The sequence below is a fragment of the Kribbella sp. NPDC023855 genome, from assembly GCF_040639475.1.
In the GTDB taxonomy this organism is placed as follows: Bacteria; Actinomycetota; Actinomycetes; order Propionibacteriales; family Kribbellaceae; genus Kribbella.
Genome location: NZ_JBFAAA010000004.1, coordinates 378,327 through 400,694, shown reverse-complemented (window position 1 = coordinate 400,694; position 22,368 = coordinate 378,327). Strand labels below are relative to the sequence as shown.

Below are 22,368 nucleotides of genomic sequence, written 5' to 3'. Positions count from 1 at the left end.
CCCAGATCTTGACACCCGGGGCGAGTGCGAGCACCGTCGAAATCATTCTGCGCCTGGGGGGCCGGAGTAGCAGGTGCTTGGGGAAGCACAGGGGCGATCGACACAGGGGGCACCACCGATGAGTTACTACAGTCATGCCCGAACGCGGCGAGCAGTGGCCTCGGCCGGGCTCGTCGCTTTCATGATCATGGGATCAGGCATCGCGCAGGCCAAACCCGCGGCCGTCACCGCGGCCGCCGGTCCAGCGGCCGGTACTGCGGCCGCTCCCGCGTCAAAGATCCCGTCACTCGTCAGCCAGCGCATCGCCGCTGTCGGCAAGGCCGCCGGAGCGACTCACCGGCTCGACGCGGGCCAGCGCGCCAAGCTCAGCGATCCGCTGCTGGCCGTGGACACGGCGGCGAACCTCGATCTCGAAGTACACGCCCTCGGCCGGGTGGCCGGCAAGGAGCGGGCCGAGCTGCAGCGGCTGGGAGCGCGGATTCTCAACGGCTCCGACCAGTGGGTCAAACCCCAACGGGTCAAGGCGCTCCTCAACGCCGGTGTCTTCCGCGCGCTGGTGCCCTACGACCGGGTGGACGACGTCGCCGCCCTCGGTTGGGTCGCCGCGATCCGGCCGACCGAGAGCCTGCCGCCCGACGCGGGCAGCTTCCTCAGCGAAGGCGTCGCGCTGCATCGCGCGGACGCCGCCCAGAACATCGGCTTCGACGGCGGCGGGATCTCCGTCGGCGTCATCTCGGACGGCGTCAGCAACCTGGCCGCTGCCGAGGACCTCGGGGATCTCCCCGCCGGCGTCACCGTGCTGGAGACCGGTTCCGGCGACGAGGGCACCTCGATGCTGGAGATCGTGCACGACATGGCGCCCGGCGCCGATCTGTTCTTCCATGCCACCGGCAACGGTGTGACCGACCACGTGGCGGCCCAGAACGACCTGGCCACCGCCGGCGTCGACATCCTGACCGAGGACATCCCGTTCGACAGCGAGCCGGCCTTCCAGAAGGGCATCGCCGCGGTGAACGGCGAGATCCTCGCCGCTTCGGGTGTCTGGGTCAGCTCGTCGGCCGGAAACCTGAACGGCACGCACGCTCCGCGGGTCGCCGCCACTGGTACCGGTAACGGTCCCGACGGTGGAGCACCCACTGGTTGCGGTGTGGCACCCACGAACACGGTCGCCTTCAACGGCGCCGACACCACCTTCGACGTCACCGTCGGGGCGGGCGGCACGCTCCGTTCGACCCTGCAGTGGAGTGAGCCGCGGGCGATCTTCCCGACGGCGGGCGCGGGTGGCTTCACAAACCTCGACCTCTACATCCTCAACGCGGCCGGCACGAACTGCCTGGCCAACAGCACCGGCGCCCAAGGCGGCGGAACCGGCGACACGATCGAGCAGGCCGCCTGGACCAACCCCAGCGCGACCACCGCGGCCACCGTCAAGCTGGTGGTCAACGTGACGGGCTCGACCGGCGCCAAGGGCACGCCTACGATCGACCTCCGCTGGCGTGGCGCCGGCGCCGTCGACGCAACCGGTAGTGCCGGATCACTCAACCCTGACAGCAACTACACCGACTTGGCGACCTCGGCCGGCGCCGTCAACGCCGGTGTGGACCAGAACCCTGCCACGGTTCCGCTGGAGACCTTCAGCGGCCAAGGCCCGGTCTCGCTGGTCAGCACGACGGTCTGCTCGACGTCGTACCCGTGTCCCGCGGTCGCTCCTCCGGGCACCACGAACCAGAGTGTTGCCGGCGGTGGTGGACGGACGGCGATCGCTCCGACCTACACGGCTGGCGACGGCGTGTCGGTCAGCGGCGTCGGAGACTTCGGCGCGGGCAGCTGCCCAGCCTCGACTCAAGGCGACTGCAGGTTCTTCGGTACGTCGGCGGCAACCCCGAGCGCGGCAGGTGTCGCAGCTCTGGTGCTGGACGCGGCCGGTGGGCCGAACGCGCTGACACCATCGGCGTTGACCGCAGTACTGAATGCTAATGCCACGGATCGAGCCGCCGCGGGTCCTGACAACGCCTTCGGTTCGGGCGTTCTGGACGCCTTCTCCTCGGCGACCGGACGGGCTGATCTGGCCGTCACGAAGAACTGTCTGCCGGACGGTCCGGCAGCAGCCGGTACGTCGTACCCGTGCACCATCACCGTGACGAACAACGGCCCGGCCATCGCGCGGGCGGTCCAGGTGACCGACACGGTGACCTCGAGCGGGACGTTCCAGCTGTCCACCACGTCGACCGGGTGCACCGCACCCGCGGGCGACCAGGCCGGCAGCGCGCAGGCGACCTGTCTGCTCGGTGACGTCCCGTCGGGTCAGCAGCGCAGCGTCGTGATCCGGGAAAGCGCGAACGAAGCGCAGGACATCGCGGACACCGCGACGGTCAGCAGCGGTTCGGTCGATCCCAACACGGCGAACAACTCCGCGTCCGACACCTTGCACTTCGCTTCCTCGGCGGACGTGAGCATCGACAAGACGGCACCGGCGACGGCGACAGCGGGCGGCCAGATCACCTGGTCGACCACGGTTTCCAACGCGGGACCGTCGACCGCGACCAACGTGGTCGTCCGGGACGTCCTCCCGGCCCAGGTCACCGTCGTCTCGGTCAGCGCCACCGGTGGCACCTGTACTGCGGGTGTGCCGGGTAGCCCGTCGCAACCGACCACCTGTTCGCTCGGCAACATCGCTGCCGGCGGCAACCGAACGATGACGGTAGTTGCCACCATCAACTCGTCGTTCTCCGGTGCCATGCACAACGACGCGACGGTGACCTCGACGACGGCCGATCCCGACCTGGGAAACAACACCGACACGGTCACCACCCAGGTCGGCACCCAGGCCGATCTGTCCGTCACCTCCACCGACAGTCCCGACCCGGTGTTCGCCGGGCGGCCGCTGACCTACACGGTCCGGGTCAGCAACGCGGGACCGTCGACGGCGACCGGGGTCAAGCTGGTCGATGTCCTGCCCGGAGCGGTCGACTTCACGTCCGCGACGGTCACGACGGGATCCGGAAGCTGTGTGCTGGTGACGATTCCGGTGGATCCACCGTCCAAGCAGGTCGAGTGTGAGCTCGGCACGATGGCTCCGGCCAGCGGCCCGACCACGGTGGTCATCGCCACCCGCGTCGCGTCCGGTGCCCCGGCCGGCAACATCTCGGACAGCGCGACGGTGACCTCGAACGCGACGGACCCGGTACCGGGCAACAACACCGCGTCCGCCACCACGACGGTCGGCTCCTCGGCCGATCTGCGGATGGCGCTCGTCGCCGACAAGGACGTCTACAAGCCGTCGTCGACGATCGTCTACACGGCCACGGTGACGAACCTCGGTCCGTCCGACGCCCAGTCCCCGACGGTCACGATCGGACTGCCGGACATCAAGGCCGCGGTCTACGTGTTCGACACCGCCGGCTGCACCAAGGCAGGCCAGGTCCTGACCTGCCCGCGGCCGACCTCGCTGGTCTCCGGTACGAGCTGGTCGTTCAACGTCCACCTGCTCGTCAAGGGCAGCAAGGGCGTGGTGACGACCTCGGCCACGGTCAGTTCGCCGACCGGTGATCCGGTGCCGGCCAACAACAGCACCACCTTGTCGGTGAAGATCGGCAAGTAGCGACAGACAGTACTGCGCGCCGCGGGGTCCGCGGCGCGCAGTACTGCTGTGATCAGGACTGCTGTGATCAGGAGGAGAAGGCCGCGTCGAAGGAGGCGGTCGGCGGGTCGAAGGCCAGCGACTTCACGAACTGGAGGGCCTCGGCGGCGCCGACCAGGCGGTCCATCCCGGCGTCCTCCCACTCGACCGAGATCGGGCCGTCGTACCCGATCGAGTTGAGCATCCGGAAGCAGGCCTCCCACGGGACGTCGCCGTGCCCGGTCGAGACGAAGTCCCAGCCGCGCCGCGGGTCGCCCCAGGCCAGGTGGGAACCCATCCGGCCGTTGCGGCCGTTGCCGACCTGGCGCTTCGCGTCCTTGCAGTCGACGTGGTAGATCCGGTCCTTGAAGTCCCACAGGAAACCGACCGGGTCGAGGTCCTGCCAGACGAAGTGGCTCGGGTCCCAGTTCAGCCCGAACGCCTCGCGATGCCCGATCGCCTCCAGCGTCGCGGTCGTCGACCAGTAGTCGTAGGCGATCTCGGACGGGTGCACCTCGTGCGCGAACTTCACCCCGACCTCGTCGAAGACGTCGAGGATCGGGTTCCACCGGTCCGCGAAGTCCTTGTACCCGGCTTCGATCATCGCCGGTGGGACCGGCGGGAACATCGCGACGGTCTTCCAGATCGACGACCCGGTGAAGCCGACCACGACGTCCACACCCAACTGGCGAGCGGCTCGCGCGGTCGTCTTCATCTCCTCGGCCGCCCGCTGCCGGACGCCTTCCGGATCGCCGTCGCCCCAGATGTGCGCGGGCAGGATCGCCTGGTGCCGCTGGTCGATCGGGTCGTCGCAGACCGCCTGGCCGAGCAGGTGGTTGGAGATCGTCCAGACCTTCAGGTTGTACTTCTCCAGGATGTCGAGCCGGCCGCGGACGTAGTCGTCGTCCTCGGCCGCCTTGCGGACGTCGAGATGATCACCCCAGCAGGCGATCTCGAGTCCTTCGTAGCCCCATCCGGACGCGAGCCGGGCCACCTCCTCGAACGGCAGGTCGGCCCACTGGCCGGTGAACAGGGTGATCGGTCGTGCCATCACAAACTCCTTCTACACATGGGATTCAAAGGGGTGTCCCCGGCGCCGCGGCCGGAGCGCTGGTCGCGGCGCCGGGGACCGGAACCGGACGAACCGGTCCCCCGCCGACCGTGCGCCACCGCTCTCCCACCGGCCCGGGGCGGGGCCGAACCACCCCGGGCCGGAGGAGCTCCTGTCCACCTCTCCGCGTCGGACAGGGTGCGGTTGCGCACGGCGACGAGCATGGGGTCAGATCCTCTGCCTGAGGTCCTGACCGATAGCGACGAGCAGCGTCCTGGCCGGTACGTCGGCGACCTTCTGAGCCTCGGCCAGGTACTTGTCCATCGCGGTCCGGGCGGCCGCCAGGCGACCCTTGGCGTGCTCCCGTTCAGCCGCCCGCAGCTGCACCTTCATCTCGACGGTGGGCTGCAGGTCCAGCGTTCGAACGTCCCGGTAGCGCTTGACCACCTCGAGCGCCTGCGCGTAAGTCGCGATGACCGTGAACGGCACCTTCGTCACCGCGACGTTGCCGGCCTTGTCCGTCGCCCGGGCGATCACTTCGTGCGCACCCAGACCGAGCACCATGCCGTCGAGCTTGCCGGTCGCCGGGAACGGCTGCCCGTCGATGGTCAGCGTCACGCCGGCCATCCCCGAGAGCGCATCCGTGGCAGTCGCCGCCACCGTGGCCAGACTCGCCACACCGAGCTCGGCGCCAGCCGTCAGACCGGTCACTGTCGCCGCCGGGGCGGTCTTGTCGAGCTTGACCGTCACCGACTTGGGTTCGGACACGTTGCCCGCGGTGTCACTCGCCCGCACTTGGAGGGTGTGGGTGCCGTCCGCCGTCAGACTGACCGGAGTCGTGTACTCCGCCCAGTCGCCGTCGCCGACCTTCTGCTCGAGGTAGAGCTGACCGGGCTGGTTGTCCGTCGCCATCGCCGTTGCGACCACCGCATCGGTCCACCAGCCGTTGTCACCTGACGGCGCCGAGGGGTTGACCGACAGGTTCACCTGCGGCGCGACCGTGTCCTTGACCAGCTTGAAGTAGTCGAACTTCACCGTCTTCGAAGCGACCTGGTCGACCCCGAAGGCATAGATCCCGAAGCTCGCCGACGTCAGCGCGGTGTTGGTGACGGCCGGCAGGGTGGTCCACTCCAGCCCGTCCGCGCTGTACGACCCGGTGTACGTCGTACCGCTCTTCGCCAGCCGCAGATACCAGACACCCTGGGTGGGTGCCGGTGACGCGTTCGGTGCGGGTTGGACGATCGTGTTGTTCACCTCGCTGCGCAACTCGATCCCCCGGGTCACCGTGCTGCCGGCGACGTTCGAGGTGAGGAAGTCGAGCTTCACGTAGTTCGCGTCGTCGCCGTACACCATCAGGCCGCCCTGCTGGTACCGCTCGTCGAACGCGGACCCGTCCACCTTGGTCTCGATCGTCCAGTCACCGTCGGGAGCCGGCTGCAGCAGCAGGTTCTTCGGGTTCGTGGCCGTGCCCTGGTAGATGTCGCCCTTGCTGGTGTCGATCTCGAGCTTCCCGCCGGTCACCCGGTACGCCGCTGCGTCCGGCCGCACGCTCGCCGACCAGCGGCAGGCGTCGAGCGCAGTACCGTCGAACTCGTCGTCGGGAGTCGGTGCCTCGGCGGTGTCGTCCGGCGTGATGGAGAAGTAGTCGAACTGCGCCGTGATCGGCAGCGCCTCGGTCCGGTTGGCCAGCCCGAACAGCCCGATCTTCGGGTTGCTGATCCCGGCCAGCTGCTTGGTCTCCGGCATGTCGACGAAGGTCGCACCATCAACGCTGTACGACGCCCGCAGGTTCTGCCCGTTGCTGGTGAAGCGGACCCAGACGGTGTCCGGGTACGCCGCGCCCAGGTTGGCCGTGTTCGACGCGGCCACCTCGTTCGGTGCACCGGCTTCTTCCCGGATGAACTGGAAGATCCGGTCCGCGGCCGACGGCGAACCCGTCGAGCGGCCCTGCAGCACCATCTTCGCGTAGTTGTCGTCGTCGCCGTAGACGATCAACCCAGCCTGCTGGTACGCCAGCCGGGCGGGCAACGTCATCTTCGCCGTCGCCTGCCATGCACCCGCGGGCAGCGGCTGGAGCACGATGTTCGGCGTACCGGTGTTGCCGGTGCCGTAGATGTCGGTCGCGGTCAGCGGGAGCACCAGGTTGCCGTTGCTCACGGCAAGCTCCTGGTTGCCTCTGACAATGGAGTTCCAGCGTCCGGTGTCGAGCGTCGTCCCCTCGAAGCCGTCCGACCGGCCGGTCAAGCAGGTCGGCGGAGCTGACGCGTCGACCTTCACCTGCACGTGCGACGTACCGGCCGCACCCTTCGCGTCCGTCACCGTGACGGTCGCTTCGTGGGTACCGGAGGTCGTGTAGGTGTGGCTGACAGTCGCACCGGTGGCGGTGGCGCCGTCACCGAAGCTCCACACGTAGGACAACGGGACGTCGCCTTCGGGGTCGGTCGCCGTCGCCGTGAAGTCGACCTTCAGCGGCGCCTTGCCCTGCACCGGTGTGGCACTGATCGAGACGTTGGGCCGCTGGTTCTCCGTGATGCCCTTGCCGATGAACTTCACCCAGTTGACGTTCAGCTGCCCGGTCGTCTTGACGAAGTACAGCGGTCCGCTGGTCAGCGAGGCGCCGGAGACGTCCGCGGTGAAGTTGCCGTACGTCTGCCAGGCACCGGTCGGGGTGACGTTGATGGTGGCAACGATCGGTCCGGTCGTCGGCGACCCTTGCCGCACCTGCACGGTCGCTCCCGCGTCAGGTGAAGCGGCCCGCAGTTGGAGCTGGGTGATGCCGGTCAGGTTCGTCGGCTTCCAGCCCCACCAGTCACCGTCCTCGATGAACCCGATGTTCTTGCCACCACCGGCCACGTCACCGGTGTCCTCGACCTGTACGCCGCCCGTGTCGCCCGGCCCACCGGTCTCGCTGAAGTACTCCGCCTCGCGCGTCTTCGGCTGGAGCTGCACGACCTTCTCGGTGGTCAGCCGCCCGCTCCCCGGCGCCCCCTTGTCGGTGTACTTCACCTTGACGAGGCCGAAGATGTTCGCGCCGACATGGCCGTTGTCCCCGTTGACCGGGATGACACCTTCACAGCCGGGGTACTGCTCGTAGTCGTGGGCGTGCTCGTCGTGGCCCAGCGCGGGCTGGGTGATCACCTCGGCACAGTTGACCGTGCCGTCCTCCGGGTCGGTGACAGTGACCTTGTACCTGATCGTGTCGCCGAAGTCGAAGAACCCACCGTCCAGCGGTGCTTCCACCGTGATCGTCGGTGCGGTGTTGCCGGCCGTGATGGTGCGGTTGGAGACCGCGGTCCGGCCATCGCTGTCGGTCACTGTCAACCGGGCCGTGAACACCCCGGCCGTGGTGTAGGTGTGCGACGGCTTCGGGTCGGTACTGTCCGTCGTTCCGTTGCCGTCGAAGTCCCACGCCAGCGTGATCGGCTGACCGTCCGGATCACGCGAGCCGGTCGAGTCGAACGCGACGGTCAACGGCACCGGTCCGGACGTCTTGTCCGTGCTGAACTGCGCGATCGGCGCCCGATTGCCTTGCACGTAGTCGATCCGGTAGATGCCGGAGTCCGCGTTGTTGCCGCCGAACCCGCTGCCCCACTCGATCACGTACAGCGCACCGTCCGGTCCGAACTGCAACGCGTGCGGCCGGACGAACGCCATCTTCTGCAGCATCCGGGATACGTCCGCCACCCCGGTACGGTCGTCCTTCAACTGCACCGAGAACAGCCGGCTGTCGTTCCAGTCCGCCCACACGGCCTTGCCGTCGAAGTACTTCGGCCACTTGCGATCCGAGTTGCTGTCCGGGTCGAACTTGTACGCGCCACTCGTCATCGGCGCACCGCTGCCGCCGATCTCGGGGACACCGGTGGTCGACTTGCCCTGCCACATCGTCGCCGGGATCGCCGCCGGCAGCTGGGTGATTCCGGTGTTGTTCGGCGACTCGTTGACCGGAGCGGCGCAGTTGAAGGTTGCTCCCGCCGCGCCGGTGGCGAAGTTGTAGTCGTTGTACGGCGTGTTGTTGCCGACGCAGTACGGCCAGCCGTAGAAGCCGGGCTTGTTGACGATGTTCCACTCGACCCGGCCGTCCGGGCCACGCGTCGGTGAGACCTGGCCGGCGTCCGGACCGTAGTCGGCGACGAAGAGGTTGTTGGTGGCCGGGTCGATACCGATCCGGAACGGGTTGCGGAAGCCCATCGCGAAGATCTCCGGCCGCGTCTTCGCAGTACCGGCCGGGAAGAGGTTGCCGGTCGGGACGGTGTAGCTGCCGTCGGCCTCCGGGTGGATCTTCAGCACCTTGCCGTTGAGGTTGTTGCTGTTCGCGGCGCTGCGCTGCGAGTCCCAGGCGGCGCGGCCGGCCCGCTCGTCCAGCGGCGAGTAGCCGTCGGAGTCGAACGGGTTCGTGTTGTCACCGGTCGCGATGTAGAGGTTGCCCTGGCCATCGAACTCCAGCGCACCACCGGCGTGGCAGCACTCGTTGCGCTGGGTGTCGATCCGCAGTACCTGCTTCTCACTGGCCAGGTCGACGGTGTCCCCGGTGACCTTGAAACGCGAGACCTTGTCGTGTGGATCGCTTCCGGTCGGCGAGTAGTACAGGTAGAGGAAGCCGTTCTGGTCGAAGGCCGGGTCGAGCGCGATCCCGAGCAGGCCGAACTCCTGGCCGGTGTACACGCTGAGGGTGCCCGCGGTGAGGACCGAACCGTCGGTCTTGATGATCTTGATCGCGCCGTTGCGGTCGATGTAGAACACCCGGCCGTCGTTGGCGATCGCCAGCTCCATCGGGTTCGCGGTGTCGTCGTCGAGGGTGACCTTCTCGTAGCTGTCACTCAGCGAGGCGCCACAGTCGGCCGGCTGCACGCCCGCCGCGGTCTTGATGCCGCCGAGCAGGTGCTTGCGGAACGTTGCGTCGGAGAACGACTCGATCGTGTGCCCCATCCCCGTGTACCAGGCGCGGCCGCCGTCGTAGTCCTGACACCACGCGATCGGGTGCTCGACGCCCATGTTGCCGCCGGTGTACGTCGACTCGTCGAGCGAGGCCAGCACGTGCACAGCACCCCGCGGGTTCGACCGGTAGTTGTACCACTCGTCCGTCCGCGGCCAGCTCGTCGGCGCCTCGGCAGTCGACGGGTGCGCGTGGTCCTCCACCTTCACCGTCGCGTTCGGCGTACCGGGCGGGTGGCTGTCGAAGTAGCTGCCGACCAGCTTGCCGTACCAGGGCCAGTCGTACTCCGTGTCCGACGCGGCATGCACCCCGGCGTATCCGCCACCGTTGCGGATGTACCGCTCGAACGCGGCCTGCTGATCCGCGTTGAGCACGTCACCCGTCGTCGACAGCCAGATCACCACCTCGTACTTCGCGAGCTCGGTGTCGTTGAACATCGCCGCGTCCTCGGTCGCGGTGACGGTGAAGTCGTTGCCCGCCGCCAGCTCCTTGATCGCCTGGATCCCGGCCGGGATCGAGTCGTGCCGGAACCCGGCGGTCTTGCTGAAGATCAACGCGTTGAAGGTCTCGGCCCCGTGCCCCGGATGGGCCTGGGCCGGCAAAGTGATCGCCAAGGAGGCGATCAGGGCGAGCACGAGGACACGGATGAGCGTGCCTCGTCTGCGTAGCTGGATCATGGGGTGCTCCTCATGGGTCGGATAAGGCGCGCGCTCCATCTGGTTCCGGGGCGGGTCCCCGGATTTTTCGGCCCTGGTACTGCGAAGTTCAGCTACTGCGGTCCCCGTGCTCTGCCCTGCGCGGGATGGGTCGGGTTATCGGACGCCGAGCAGGTGGTCCATGGCGAGCTGGTCGAGCCGCTCGAACCCGAGCCCGCGTTGTGCCAGCGCGTCGGGGTCGTAGGTCGCCTTGCGCAGATCCGCCAGCGACTCGCCCTCACCCAGGGTGGGCTGGGAGAGTTCGTTCACGCGGGCGGCCGCGACGGCTTCCTGTACTTCGGGGTCGGCGCGGAAGGCCTGCACCTTCTCCCGCAGGATCAGGTAGTTGCGCATACAGCCCCGCGCGGTCTCCCAGACCCCTTCGATGTCTTCGGTGCGCGGCGGCTTGTAGTCGAAGTGCACATAGCCGTCGAAGGCCGGTCCACCGGCGGAACCCTGGAGCACATCGACGGTCCAGAACGCCTCCCGCAGGTTTCCCGCGCCGAAGCGCAGGTCCTGATCGAACCGCGGACCGTGCTGACCGTTCAGATCGATGTGGAACAACTTGCCGTGCCACAACGCCTGCGCGATCCCGTGCGCATAGTTCAGCCCGGCCATCTGCTCGTGCCCGACCTCGGGATTGACTCCGACCATCTCGGGGTGCTCGAGGTCGTTGATGAAGGCGATCGCGTGGCCGATGGTCGGCAGCAAGATGTCACCGCGCGGCTCGTTCGGCTTCGGCTCGATCGCGAATCGGATGTCATAGCCCTGTTCACGCACATAGCCGCAGAGCAGGTCCATCGACTCCTTGTAGCGGTCCAGCGCCGCGTGCACGTTCTTCGAACCACCCGACTCGGAGCCCTCGCGACCGCCCCAGAGCACATAGATCTTCGCGCCGAGCTCGGCGGCGAGGTCGACGTTGCGCAGCACCTTGGCCAGCGCGTACCGGCGGACGTCACGATCGTTGGCCGTCAAGCCACCGTCCTTGAAGACTGGGTGGGCGAACAGGTTGGTGGTGGCCTCCTCCACGACCATGTCGTGGTCAGCCAGGGCCTTGGTGAACCGAGTCAGCACCTGCTGACGGGTCGAGTCGTCGGGTACCAGGTCGTCGTCGTGGAACGACACCGCCGCCGCCCCCAACTCGGACAGCTTCTCCACCGCGTACACGGGGTCGAGGGGCGCGCGGACCGCAGTACCGAAGACGTCGACGCCTTCCCAGCCGACGGTCCACAATCCGAAGGAGAACTTGTCGCTCTTGGCCGGTGTGTATGAGTTCATTCAGGAATCTCCTGCCACTGTCGGGAGGTCGAGCTGTCCTCGACCGCGGCCAGCACGCGCTGGACCTGCAGGCCGTCCGCGAACGACGGTGCCGGATCCTTGCCCTCGGCAATCGCGGTGACCAGATCGACCACTTGGTGAGTGAAGCCGTGCTCGTAGCCGAGCAGGTGACCCGGCGGCCACCAGGCGGCGACGTACGGGTGCGTCGCCTCGGTGACGAGGATGCGCCGGAAGCCCGCGGTCTCGGCCGGCTCCGTCGCGTCGTAGAAGTGGAGCTCGTTCATGTCCTCGAAGTCGAACGCCAGACTGCCGTCGCTGCCGTTGATCTCGATCCGGATCGCGTTCTTCCGGCCGGTCGCGAACCGGGTCGCCTCGAAGACGCCGAGCCCGCCGCCACCGAACCGGGCGAGGAAGATCGCGGCGTCGTCCACCGTGACCGGTCCATGTTCGGTACCGGCCTCGCCGGACAACCCGCTGTGCGCGGCCGCCACCGGACGTTCCTTGACGAACGTCTCCAGTTGCCCGCTGACCTCGGTGATCCGGTCGCCGGTGATGTACTGGGTCAGGTCGACGATGTGGGCCCCGATGTCACCGAGCGCCCCCGAGCCGGCCTTCTCCTTGTCCAGCCGCCACGACAGCGGCGCCTCCGGATCCGCGATCCAGTCCTGCAGGTACTGCGCCCGCACGTGCCGGATGGTGCCGATCTTGCCCTCGGCAACCAACTGGCGGGCCAGCGCGATCGCCGGCACCCGGCGGTAGGTGAACCCGACCATCGACCTGACCCCGTTGGCCGCCGCCTCGGCCGCCGCGGCCGCCATCTGCTCGGCCTCCGCGACGGTGTTGGCCAGCGGCTTCTCACAGAGCACGTGCTTGCCCGCCTGCAGCGCGGCGATCGCGATCTCGGCGTGACTGTCGCCCGGCGTGCAGATGTCGATCAGCTGCACGTCGTCGCGAGTCAGCAGCTTGCGCCAGTCGGTCTCGGTCTGGCTCCAGCCGAGCTTGCCGGCGGCCTCGGTGACCGCGTCGGCCGACCGGCCACACAGAACGGTCATGTCCGGCTGCAGTGGCAGGTCGAAGAAGCGCGGCGCGCTGCGCCAGGCCTGTGAGTGGGCGGCCCCCATGAAGGCGTACCCGATCAGGCCGATGCCCAGGTTCGTCATACAGATAGTCCTCAGCTCTCGGTTTTGTCAGCTCTCGCTGCGTCAGCTCTCGCCGTGTCAGCTCTCGAAGGCGGTCGGCAGGTACTGGTCGACGTTGTCCTTGGTGACGACCGGCGCGTACAGCTGGATGGTGCGCGGCACCTCGACCTCCACCAGGTCGCCGAGGGCCTTCTTCTGGACCAGCAGGCGAGCCAGCCGGACGCCGTCCGCACCCTGCGTGGACGGGTAGATGACGGTGGCCTTCACCACCGAGTTGCCGGCCTTGATGTCGCGCATCACGTTCGCCGAACCGGCGCCACCGACGACGAAGAACTCCTTGCGGCCGGAGTTCTTGATCGCCGCCATCACGCCGACGCCCTGGTCGTCGTCGTGGTTCCAGATCGCGTCGATCTTCGGGGCCGCCTGCAACAGGTTGGCCGCGGCCTTCTCACCGGACTCGACGGTGAACTCCGCCGCGACCCGGTTGCTGACCTTCAGCCCGCAGTCGGCCAGCGCTTCCTTGAAGCCCGCGCTGCGCGCCTGGGTCAGCGGGAGCGAGTCGATGCCGGCGATCTCCGCGATCACGGCGTCCTTCTTGCCCTTCATCTCCTTGCAGACGTAGGTGCCCGCGGACACCCCCATCCCCTTGTTGTCGCCGAGGATGGTGGTCCGGGCCGCGAAGGTGCTGCCGAACTCGCGGTCCACGTTCACCACCGTGATACCGGCCTCCATCGCCTTGATCGCCACCGGGGTGAGCGCCGCACCGTCGAACGGCAGCAGCACGATCGCGTCGACCTTGTCGTTGATGAAGGTCTCCACCTGGCTGATCTGCAGGTTCACGTCGTTGGTGCCCTCGGCAACGACCAGCTCGACGTCGGAGTACTTCTTCGCCTCGGCCTGGGTGGCCTTGGTGATCGCGCCCATCCAGCCATGGTCCGCGGCAGGCGCCGAGAAGCCGATCTTCACCTTCTTGCCCGGTTCGTCGTTGCCCTTGGCCGCGACCTGCTGGGTGCCGGAGTCCTTGGTCTTCTCGGCCTCGGGGGTGTTGCTGGTACAGGCGATCAGGGCCATCGAGCTGAGCCCGACCAGGCCGGCGGTGAACAGTAATCGGGCGGAACGTACGGACATCTTGTCCTCCAAAAGGTGGTGCATTTACAGGGGTTGCCGTTCTTCGGTCAATGCGTGGTGGCGCGAGCGGCCAGGCGTTGCTGGAGGAGGACAGCGATCACGATGATCACGCCCTTCGCCACCGACTGGGCGGAGATGCTCAAGTTGTTCAGGGTGAAGACGTTGTTCAGGGTGGTGAAGATCAGCACGCCGAACACGGTCCCGACGATCGTGCCGCGGCCACCCGACAGCAGCGTGCCGCCGATCACCACCGCCGCGATCGCGTCGAGCTCGTAGAGCTGACCGTGGGTCGAGCTGCCGGTCGTGGTCCGGGCCATCAGCATCACCGCGGCGATGCCACAGCACAGGCCGGCCAGCACGTAGAGGGCGACCGTGTGCTTCTGTACCTTGATACCGGCCAGCCGCGCCGCCTCGGCGTTGCCGCCGACGGCGAAGGTCCGCCGGCCGAAGGTGGTCCGGTTGAGCAGCACCCAGCCCGCCGCGGCGACCACGACGAACATCCAGACCAGCACCGGTACGCCGATCAGCGAGCCGCCGAAGAAGTCGACGAACGAGTTGACGTTGATGATCTGGGTCTTGCGGTCGGACAGGATCTCGGCCAGACCGCGCGCCCCGGCCAGCATCGCCAGGGTCGCGATGAACGGCACTATCTTGCCGTAGGCAACCAGTAACCCGTTGACCAGACCACACGCCGAGCCGACCAGCAGCGCGGTGGTGACCATGAAGATCCAGTGGTAGTCGATGGCCATCTGCTGGGTGGCCAGCGTGCTCGCCCAGACACTGGCCAGGGCGAGCATCGCCCCGACGGACAGGTCGATCCCGCCGCCGGTGATCACGAACGTCATGCCGATGCTGACCACACCGACCACCGCCGCCAGCCGCAGGATGGTGAGGATGTTGGCGGTACTGGCGAACCTGTCCCCCGCTGTGACGAATCCGACGATGCAGAGCAGGACGAGCGCGATGACCAGACCGACGTTCCGGCCGGCCCCGCTCTTCAACAGGTTGCCGACGGCTGCTCCCGCCATCGGACCACCCCGGCCGCTGCGCGGCACCGTCCCGGTCACCGGGTCCACCTCGACCATGGTCTGCCCCTGGGTATCCGTGGGTCGTGCGACTCCGTCGTTCATCAGACGGCACTTCCTTCCATCACCAGGTCGAGCACCTGGTGCTCGTCGATTTCCTGCGCGGGGCCCGTGTGCACGGCCCGCCCCTCCCGCATCACCACGACCCGGTCGGCCAGACCGAGCACCTCTTCGACCTCGCTGGAAACCAGCACGATCGCGATCCCGTTGGCGGCCAGCTTGCGGATCAGCGCGTAGATCTCGGACCGCGCTCCGACGTCGACACCCCGGGTCGGCTCGTCCAGCAGCAGAACCCGGCAGTCCCGCAACAGCCAGCGGGCCAGCACGACCTTCTGCTGGTTCCCACCCGACAGGTTGCGGACAGGCTGCTCGACTCCGGCCGGGCGAACGTCGAGCGCCTTGGTCAGTTCCTCCGCCGCTTTCCGTTCCGCCTGGCCGTTGAGGAATCCTCCGCTGGCGAAGCGGCCCATGCTCGACACCGTGATGTTCTTGTAGACCGCCTCGTCGAGCAGCAGCGCCTGGCTCTTGCGCTCCTCCGGGGCAAGCCCGATCCCCACCTTGACGGATTCCTGCACCTGACCGGCCCTGAGCAACTTGCCGTCCACCCGGACAACACCGGTCGCCGCCTTGCGCGCGCCGTACACGGTCTCCAGTACTTCGGAACGCCCGGACCCGACGAGGCCGGCCAGCCCCAGGATCTCCCCGGCCCGTACTGCGAAGTGGATGTCGGCGAACTCCCGTGGCCGGGACAGGTTCTCCACCTCGAGCACGATGGGTGCGGTACTCGCGACCTCGACGCGAGGCGGGAAGACGTACTCGATCGAGCGGCCGGTCATCAGCCGGATCAGTTCGGTGGTCGGCGTCTCGCGGGCATCCAGGCCGGTGGCCACGGTGGCGCCGTCCTTGAGCACGGTGACCCGGTCGCCGATCTCGCGGATCTCCTCGAGCCGGTGCGAGATGTACACGATCGCGACACCCTGCGCGGTGAGGTCGCGGATCACCCGGAACAGGTTGTCGACCTCTTCGGAGTCGAGCACCGCGGACGGCTCGTCCATCACGATCAGCCGCGCTTTCCTGGACAGCGCTCGCGCCATGCTGACCACCTGCTGACCGGCGGCCGACAGCAGACCGACGGTCCGGCCCGGTGGGATCTCGCCGTGGCCGAGGCCTTTGAGCAGTTCGCGGGCCTTCGTGTTCGCCTCGTGCCGGCGGGTCAGCCCGAACCGGGCCGGCTCGTGGCCGAGGAACACGTTCTCGGCGACGGTGAGGTCGGGAACCAGGTCGAGTTCCTGGTAGATGGCAGCGATTCCCAGCCGCATCGAGTCGGCCGGGGTGTTCAGCGACACCAGGCTGCCGTTCACCCGGATGGTGCCCGCGTCGGGTTTGTGCGCGCCGGTCAGCACCCGGATCAGCGTCGACTTGCCGGCGCCGTTCTGGCCGAGCAGGCAGTGCACCTCGCCGCGCCGGATGTCCAGATCGACACCGTCCAGGGCCCGGACGCCGGGGAACTCCTTCACGATCCCGGTCATCCGGAGCAGCTCCGCGCTCTCCGCCTCGCCGGCCGACGGGACGTCGTACTGGGTCATTGGGCCACTCCTGCCGCGTCGCGACCGACCAGTGTCGGGTCGAGGAAAACCTGGTCCAGCGAGATCTGCGCGCCGCCGCGGACCGCGGCGGTGAAGCCGAGCTCGGACTGGACGACGCGGCAGCCACCGCCGTCCGGAGCGATCACCCGTTCCCGGATCGCGGTCTCCAGCGGTTCTTTCAGCCACGGCCCGAGCACGGCGAAGTAGCCGCCGAGCACCAGCACGTCCGGGTTCAGGATGTTCACCAGGACCGCTCCTCCGATTCCCAGCCAGGTGCCGACCTCGGCCAGCGCGTTCAGGGTCCGGGCCGAACCGGCCTCGGCCCGCCGGGTGATCTCGGCCAGCCGCTGCTCCACGTCCAGTGACGGGTCGCGGACCGGGTCGTCGAGATCAGTTGCCTTGTTCAACAAAGCGGTCAGGCCGACCACGGTCTCCCAGCAGCCGGTCCGGCCACAGCCGCAGGTCCCACCGGCCGGGGCCACCGGCATGTGGCCGACCTCGCCACTGAAGCCGTGCCCACCGCGGAGCAGGTGCCCGCCGGTGACCATGCCGCCACCGACACCGACAGCACCGGTCAGCAAGACGATGTCCTGCACGGGGTCCGGCCCCGTCTTCATCTCCGAGTACGCCGCCAGCGCGGCAAGGTTCGCCTCGTTGTCCACCCGCACCGGGTACGCCGGGCCGCCGAGCCGCTCGCGCATCTCGTCGACCACGGACACCTCCGCCCAGCCGAGGTTCGGCGCGAGCTTCAGCAACCCGGTCGCGCTCTGGACGAGACCCGGTACGGCGAGCGTGACACCGGCGATCAGACCGCCCCGGGCCAGCACGGCCGCCACCGACTCCTGAACCAGCTCGGCCAGGTGATCGAGCGTCGTACTGGGATCGAGGTGGGCGACGTCGAGCGGGACGCGGCGTTCGGTGACTGTCTCGCCGCCGAGGTCGAGAGCTGTTACGGCGAGGTAGTCGACGTTGATCTCCGCGCCGACGCCGCAGATGCCGCGACCGTCGAGCTCGACGAGTTGCCCGGGCCGGCCGAGCGCGCCGGCTTCGGCCTGACCGTCGCGCAGCAGGCCGCGTTCGACCAGCTCGGCGACCAGGCTGCTCACGGTCGCCTTGTTGAGGCCGGTCTCCGCTGCGATCCGGGCGCGTGAGCGCGATCCCGCCTCGCGGACGTGCCGGAGGACGACGGACAGATTGTTCCGCCGGAGCGAGACATGATCGGCGGCGACGACACCGCTGCCTGGCCGACTGCCCTTGGACAGCGTCATGAGCCCACCCCCTTCTCCCCCTGGAGAACGGCATCTGTGATGCCAGTCACAGACTTTGTCTGTTGAGCCAACAAACTAAGTACCGGCGGGATGGCCGTCAAGATGTTGCGGCCAAGTTTCTTCACGACCTGGTCGAAAGCTTTCGATTCGCAATTTGCAGACTTTCATCGAAGTCTTGCAGATTGAAGCGCTCGTTTGTACGCTCGGCGCCACTCTCCGCAGTCCTGCCCCGCCCCCATCAGGAGCCTGCACATGTCTGTGACCCGCCGTACCTTCCTGGCTGCCTCGGCAGCCGCAGCAACCACGATCGGCAGCACCTTGCCGACCTCGGCGACCACCGCGACGCCGGTCGCCAGTCCACCCGGCGACGTGGTCGGCAAGATCACCGTCGGCTACCAGGGCTGGTTCGCCTGCGCCGGCGACGGCGCACCGATCAACGGCTGGTGGCACTGGAGCAACAACTGGGGTCAGCCGCCGTCGCCGAGCAACAACGCGTTGGGCAGCTGGCCCGACGTCCGCGACTACACGAGCACCTACCAGACGGCGTACGCGAATCTCGGCAACGGGCAGCCCGCGAAACTGTTCTCGTCGTACGACCAGCAGACCGTCGACACGCATTTCCAGTGGATGCAGCAGCACGGCTGTGACACCGCCGCGCTGCAACGGTTCAATCCGACCGGCGGCGAAGGCCCGACCCGCGACGCGATGGCGGTGAAGGTCCGCCAGGCCGCCGAGACGTTCGGGCGGAAGTTCTACATCATGTACGACGCGACCGACTGGACGAACATGCAGTCGGAGATGAAGGCCGACTGGATCAACAAGATGCGGGCTTACACGAGCTCACCGGCGTACGCGAAGCAGAACGGCAAGCCGGTGGTGTGCATCTGGGGCTTCGGCTTCAACGAGGCCAACAAGGCCTTCCCTGCTTCGGTTTGTCTCGATGTCGTGAACTGGTTCAAGGGCCAGGGCTATTACGTGATCGGTGGTGTGCCAACGCACTGGCGACGCGGTGTCGAGGACTCGCGGGCGGGGTATCTCGATGTGTACCACGCGTTCAACATGATCTCGCCGTGGATGGTCGGCCGGATCCAGGACGTGGCCGGCGCGGATCACTACTACAACAACGTGAATCAGCAGGACCAGGCCGACTGCAACGCGTACGGGATCGACTATCAGCCGTGCGTGATTCCGGGTGATCTGCAGTCGGGGCACCGACGGCACGGCGACCTGATGTGGCGGCAGTTCTACAACCTCACCCGGGTCGGCGTGCAGGGCATGTACATCTCGATGTTCGACGAGTACAACGAGGGCAACCAGATCGCCAAGACGGCCGAGAGCTCGGCCTGGATCCCCGGTGGGTCAGGGATTCGCGCGCTCGACGAGGACGGTACGGCGTGTTCGTCGGACTACTACCTGCGGCTCACGAACGACGGTGGGCGGATGTTCAAGGGGCAGCTCCCGCTGACCGCTCAGCGGCCGACCCAGCCGATGCCGAGCCAGGGTACAGGTGGGGTGATCTTCTACCAGCACGTGGATTACGGCGGCGCGGCCGGGCAGGCACTTGCTAAAGGCAACTACACTCGCGCGCAACTGGCGACAGCCGGCGTACCGGACAACTGGGCGTCGTCGGTCCGGGTCCCGGCTGGCTGGTCGGTGACGATGTTTGCCGAGGACAACTTCACCGGGCAGAGCTGGACCAGGACGGCGGACACGGCGAACTTCGTTGCCCTGTCGCCCAATGCGAACGACCACCTGACGTCGTGCCGGATCCAGTAGCTCCGTTGTTCTAAAGGAGTTCGAGGCTGTCGGTGGCGAGCGTGATGACGGCGCCGTCGAGGTGCACTCGGCAGGCGATGGCGTGGCCGGCACAGGTGAGGAGGGCAGGGCCGGCCACGTCGACGACGCGGTAGGCGACCGGTTGCATGCAGCGTTCCACGACGGCCTGCTGTTCGCGATGGCAGCCGAGGACGTGGCAGGTGACGACTTCGCCGACGCTCATCAAGGTCAGGCCGTGGTCCTCGCAGATCCCCCAGCTGACGCCGCAGGACTGACCCTCGGTAGCGGCCAGGCGAACCAGGCTGCCGGCGGTCGCCTCCAGTTCGCCGGCCACCGCGCGGAACGTGTCGGCCGCCTCGTCCAGGTCGCGCCGCAACTGGCGGGACGCGACCGACTCGGGCAGGCCGCGGGTCGCGGCCAAGAGGTTCTCCGACAAGGCCATCGCTGCTACCGCGATCTCGTCGACCTTCACCGGCGTACCGAAGTTCGAAGTACTGGGCACCGGCTCCCGGACGGGAACTGGTCCATTGCCGGGAACGGGCTCGATCGGGGGCGTTCCGTTGGGTGTCCCGTTGGCTGCCGTTGCGTCGGGGGCTCCGTTGGGTGAGCGGCCGTTGCGGACCGTGAGTGGCGCTGGGCCGTTCTGGTGGCGGCGGTCCTCAGCCCTGTCGGCACCCATGTCGCTCGCACTCCGGTCGTTGACTCGCTTGGCCTTCGCCATTCGTCCGCCCCCTGATGACTTGACTCCCCGGTGGCCGATCGTGCCACGTCGCAAGGGGGTGCGGCCAGGGCAAACCGACGAGCGTCACCCACGGCTGAACGCGCCTTGCACAGAGCAACGAATCCACCCGTCCGGGCACCCGAATCACCCCCGCCCAGTTCACATCCTCCAGTATCAATGCAACAGTCCCCGCCCTCTAAACCCCGAATCACAGCCGCCGAATTCCACACACTCCCTTAACACTTCGGGCACTGCGCGTGACCGTTCGCCTCCATTCAGTCCGGAGCTCGTCGATGGGGTCGGTCGGTCGTGAGGCAACTCGAGAAAGTGGTCTAGCTGCCCCGCCCGCGCAGTACCGGCCTGGCTGGTGGTGGTCACCCAAGGCGGTAGACACGAAACGCTCGTTTGCCCCCGGAACCCGCTGTTGAAGTGACGCCGTGGTGGCGGAGAGCAGCCATGGGGAAGACGAACTGGCCGAAGTGATCACGATCGCGGGTGCTGATGACGAAGAGGCCGATCGGATCGCCGGCGTCGAAAGGCTGGATGGCTCGGCACTCTCGACTTCTGGGATCGGCTGCGAGCAGGTGAAGCCGCAAGGCTCGTAGGCGAGCGCCCGCGGTTGGTTGGCATTTGCTCACCCTGTCACGAACATCAGGGTGCGTGGTGCTGGACTGCTCCGCCGTGGGACAGGTCGATCAGCGTGTGTGCCACGTCCTTCGTGGCGTGCAGGATCTCATCCAGGTCTGCCGTGATCAGGCGGTGGTCGCGGACGATAATGTTGCCGTCGACAACAACTGTGACGACGTCGGAGGCCCGTACGGAGTAGACGAGCGCGGCGCGCGGGTCGTGGAGTGGCTGGCAGTGGGGTCCGGACAGGTCGACCAGGGCGATGTCCGCGCGGCGTCCGGGCTCGATCGCGCCGATCGTGTCGGCCAGGCCGGCTGCTGCCGCGCCGCCTCTCGTTGCGAGGCGAAGGGTGTCCGAGACGGTCATCCACTCGGCATCCTCCTCGCGCTGCTTCTGCGTCAATGCCAACAACCGCAGGGATTCCCAGACATCGAGGGTGTTGTGTACGGCGGCTCCGTCCGTGCCGACCCCGACTGCGATCCCGGCCGACTGCAGTTGCCTGATGGGAGTGGTCGAGCCCATCGCAAGCTTCAGGTAGACCTTCGGGCACGCGGCGACCGTCGTACGGCGCGCGTGGTTCGCGAGGATGCCGAGGTCGGAGTCGAGGATGCCGCAGCCGTGGGCGATCAACGCTCCCGCATCCAGTACGCCGGTGCGCTCCAGCACCTCGATCGGCGTGACCCCGAGACGCTCCTTGGACGATTGCGTCTGGTCGGCAGTCTCGGCCGCATGCAGGTGGATGCGGAATTCCTCGGCGCGCGCGACTTCCGCAGTACGGACGAGGTCTTCCTCTGTCACCGTGTACGGCGCGTGTGGTCCGAGGCTGGCCGTGATTCGTGGCGGTCCGTCTCCGGCCGAGCTCTTCCCCAGCGCCCGGATCTCCCGCGCCGACTCGTACGCCGCTTCGCGTACGTCCGCGCCGGTCGACGAGAAGAAGGTCGGCGCGAGATCGGCCCGGATCCCGGTCTCCAGCGCGGCCGCGGCGATCTGCTCGGCATGGAAGTAGTGATCCACGAACGTGGTGACGCCGGCCAGCAACATCTCCGCGCACGCCAGCCGGGCGCCGACCTTCACCCGCTCGGGCGTCAGGTTCATCTCCATCGGCCAGATCTTGCGGTTGAACCAGTCGTCGATCGACACGTCCTCAGCGGCGCCCCGCATCATCACCATCGGACTGTGGGTGTGCGAATTCACCAGCCCCGGTACGGCGATCAGCCCGGTCGCGTCGAGCTCCTCCAGACCGGGCTCGGCATCGACCGCCCCGGTTGGCATCACCTCGGTGATCGCGCCGTCCTCGATCAGGATGTCCTGGTACTCGTCGACCCGGCACACCCCCGCGACCGGCACAACGAGCACCGAACAGTTCCGGATCACCAACCGCGTCATCGTTCCTCCAGAGCTCGTGACCCAAGGATCATCCCGCAGTAGTCGGGATCAGGTGGTATTTTGCGGTTGACCGTGA

13 protein-coding genes are annotated in these 22,368 nt (G+C 67.7%); 2 read left to right on the top strand and 11 right to left on the bottom strand.

Annotated elements, in window-relative coordinates; translation table 11 throughout:
* Positions 1-118: 118 nt before the first annotated feature.
* On the top strand, positions 119-3,601 hold the full coding sequence (locus tag AB0F51_RS17150; RefSeq protein ID WP_360280740.1) for a hypothetical protein: 3,483 nt from the start codon (positions 119-121) through the stop codon (positions 3,599-3,601).
* 67 nt (positions 3,602-3,668) lie between these two features.
* Here AB0F51_RS17150 and AB0F51_RS17145 read toward each other — a convergent pair whose 3' ends face one another.
* The 8 genes from AB0F51_RS17145 to AB0F51_RS17110 form a co-directional block, all read right to left on the bottom strand.
* The gene (locus tag AB0F51_RS17145; RefSeq protein WP_360280737.1) at positions 3,669-4,670 is read right to left on the bottom strand and encodes a sugar phosphate isomerase/epimerase family protein; all 1,002 of its coding nucleotides are present in this window, start codon (positions 4,668-4,670) and stop codon (positions 3,669-3,671) included.
* Between the two features lie 228 nt (positions 4,671-4,898).
* A complete protein-coding gene (locus tag AB0F51_RS17140; RefSeq protein WP_360280734.1) occupies positions 4,899-10,280 on the bottom strand; it encodes a ThuA domain-containing protein in 5,382 nt (1,793 codons plus the stop codon).
* A gap of 135 nt (positions 10,281-10,415) precedes the next feature.
* The gene (gene xylA, locus AB0F51_RS17135) at positions 10,416-11,576 is read right to left on the bottom strand and encodes a xylose isomerase (RefSeq protein ID WP_360280731.1); all 1,161 of its coding nucleotides are present in this window, start codon (positions 11,574-11,576) and stop codon (positions 10,416-10,418) included.
* Positions 11,573-12,736, bottom strand: coding sequence for a Gfo/Idh/MocA family oxidoreductase (locus AB0F51_RS17130; protein ID WP_360280728.1), 1,164 nt, complete (start codon positions 12,734-12,736; stop codon positions 11,573-11,575). The genes xylA and AB0F51_RS17130 overlap by 4 nt, the downstream gene beginning before the upstream one ends.
* Positions 12,737-12,793: 57 nt before the next feature.
* Positions 12,794-13,843, bottom strand: coding sequence for a substrate-binding domain-containing protein (locus AB0F51_RS17125; protein WP_360280725.1), 1,050 nt, complete (start codon positions 13,841-13,843; stop codon positions 12,794-12,796).
* Positions 13,844-13,890: 47 nt separating this feature from the next.
* The gene (locus AB0F51_RS17120; protein WP_360280722.1) at positions 13,891-14,973 is read right to left on the bottom strand and encodes an ABC transporter permease; all 1,083 of its coding nucleotides are present in this window, start codon (positions 14,971-14,973) and stop codon (positions 13,891-13,893) included.
* Positions 14,973-16,514, bottom strand: a complete 1,542-nt coding sequence (locus tag AB0F51_RS17115) for a sugar ABC transporter ATP-binding protein (RefSeq protein ID WP_360280719.1) — start codon at positions 16,512-16,514, stop codon at positions 14,973-14,975. The genes AB0F51_RS17120 and AB0F51_RS17115 overlap by 1 nt, the downstream gene beginning before the upstream one ends.
* The gene (locus AB0F51_RS17110) at positions 16,511-17,782 is read right to left on the bottom strand and encodes an ROK family transcriptional regulator (RefSeq protein ID WP_360280716.1); all 1,272 of its coding nucleotides are present in this window, start codon (positions 17,780-17,782) and stop codon (positions 16,511-16,513) included. The genes AB0F51_RS17115 and AB0F51_RS17110 overlap by 4 nt, the downstream gene beginning before the upstream one ends.
* Positions 17,783-18,034: 252 nt before the next feature.
* Between AB0F51_RS17110 and AB0F51_RS17105 the strand changes: the two genes are divergently transcribed.
* Complete coding sequence (locus tag AB0F51_RS17105) at positions 18,035-19,558, top strand: glycoside hydrolase family 71/99-like protein (RefSeq protein WP_360280713.1); 1,524 nt, start codon at positions 18,035-18,037, stop codon at positions 19,556-19,558.
* 10 nt (positions 19,559-19,568) lie between these two features.
* Here AB0F51_RS17105 and AB0F51_RS17100 read toward each other — a convergent pair whose 3' ends face one another.
* The 3 genes from AB0F51_RS17100 to AB0F51_RS17090 form a co-directional block, all read right to left on the bottom strand.
* Positions 19,569-20,279, bottom strand: coding sequence for a hypothetical protein (locus AB0F51_RS17100; protein ID WP_360280710.1), 711 nt, complete (start codon positions 20,277-20,279; stop codon positions 19,569-19,571).
* A 374-nt stretch (positions 20,280-20,653) separates the two neighbouring features.
* Positions 20,654-20,917 (bottom strand): MepB family protein, encoded by a 264-nt coding sequence (locus AB0F51_RS17095; protein ID WP_360280707.1) that lies wholly within the window; start codon positions 20,915-20,917, stop codon positions 20,654-20,656.
* Positions 20,918-20,930: 13 nt separating this feature from the next.
* The gene (locus AB0F51_RS17090; protein ID WP_360280705.1) at positions 20,931-22,292 is read right to left on the bottom strand and encodes an amidohydrolase; all 1,362 of its coding nucleotides are present in this window, start codon (positions 22,290-22,292) and stop codon (positions 20,931-20,933) included.
* Positions 22,293-22,368: the final 76 nt, after the last annotated feature.

Bases quoted from the DNA above. Each gene is read 5' to 3' on its own strand.
- AB0F51_RS17150 (WP_360280740.1), top strand. From the start codon at position 119: ATGAGTTACTACAGTCATGCCCGAACGCGGCGAGCAGTGGCCTCGGCC.
- AB0F51_RS17145 (WP_360280737.1), bottom strand. From the start codon at position 4,670: ATGGCACGACCGATCACCCTGTTCACCGGCCAGTGGGCCGACCTGCCG.
- AB0F51_RS17140 (WP_360280734.1), bottom strand. From the start codon at position 10,280: ATGATCCAGCTACGCAGACGAGGCACGCTCATCCGTGTCCTCGTGCTC.
- xylA (WP_360280731.1), bottom strand. From the start codon at position 11,576: ATGAACTCATACACACCGGCCAAGAGCGACAAGTTCTCCTTCGGATTG.
- AB0F51_RS17130 (WP_360280728.1), bottom strand. From the start codon at position 12,736: ATGACGAACCTGGGCATCGGCCTGATCGGGTACGCCTTCATGGGGGCC.
- AB0F51_RS17125 (WP_360280725.1), bottom strand. From the start codon at position 13,843: ATGTCCGTACGTTCCGCCCGATTACTGTTCACCGCCGGCCTGGTCGGG.
- AB0F51_RS17120 (WP_360280722.1), bottom strand. From the start codon at position 14,973: ATGAACGACGGAGTCGCACGACCCACGGATACCCAGGGGCAGACCATG.
- AB0F51_RS17115 (WP_360280719.1), bottom strand. From the start codon at position 16,514: ATGACCCAGTACGACGTCCCGTCGGCCGGCGAGGCGGAGAGCGCGGAG.
- AB0F51_RS17110 (WP_360280716.1), bottom strand. From the start codon at position 17,782: ATGACGCTGTCCAAGGGCAGTCGGCCAGGCAGCGGTGTCGTCGCCGCC.
- AB0F51_RS17105 (WP_360280713.1), top strand. From the start codon at position 18,035: ATGTCTGTGACCCGCCGTACCTTCCTGGCTGCCTCGGCAGCCGCAGCA.
- AB0F51_RS17100 (WP_360280710.1), bottom strand. From the start codon at position 20,279: ATGGCGAAGGCCAAGCGAGTCAACGACCGGAGTGCGAGCGACATGGGT.
- AB0F51_RS17090 (WP_360280705.1), bottom strand. From the start codon at position 22,292: ATGACGCGGTTGGTGATCCGGAACTGTTCGGTGCTCGTTGTGCCGGTC.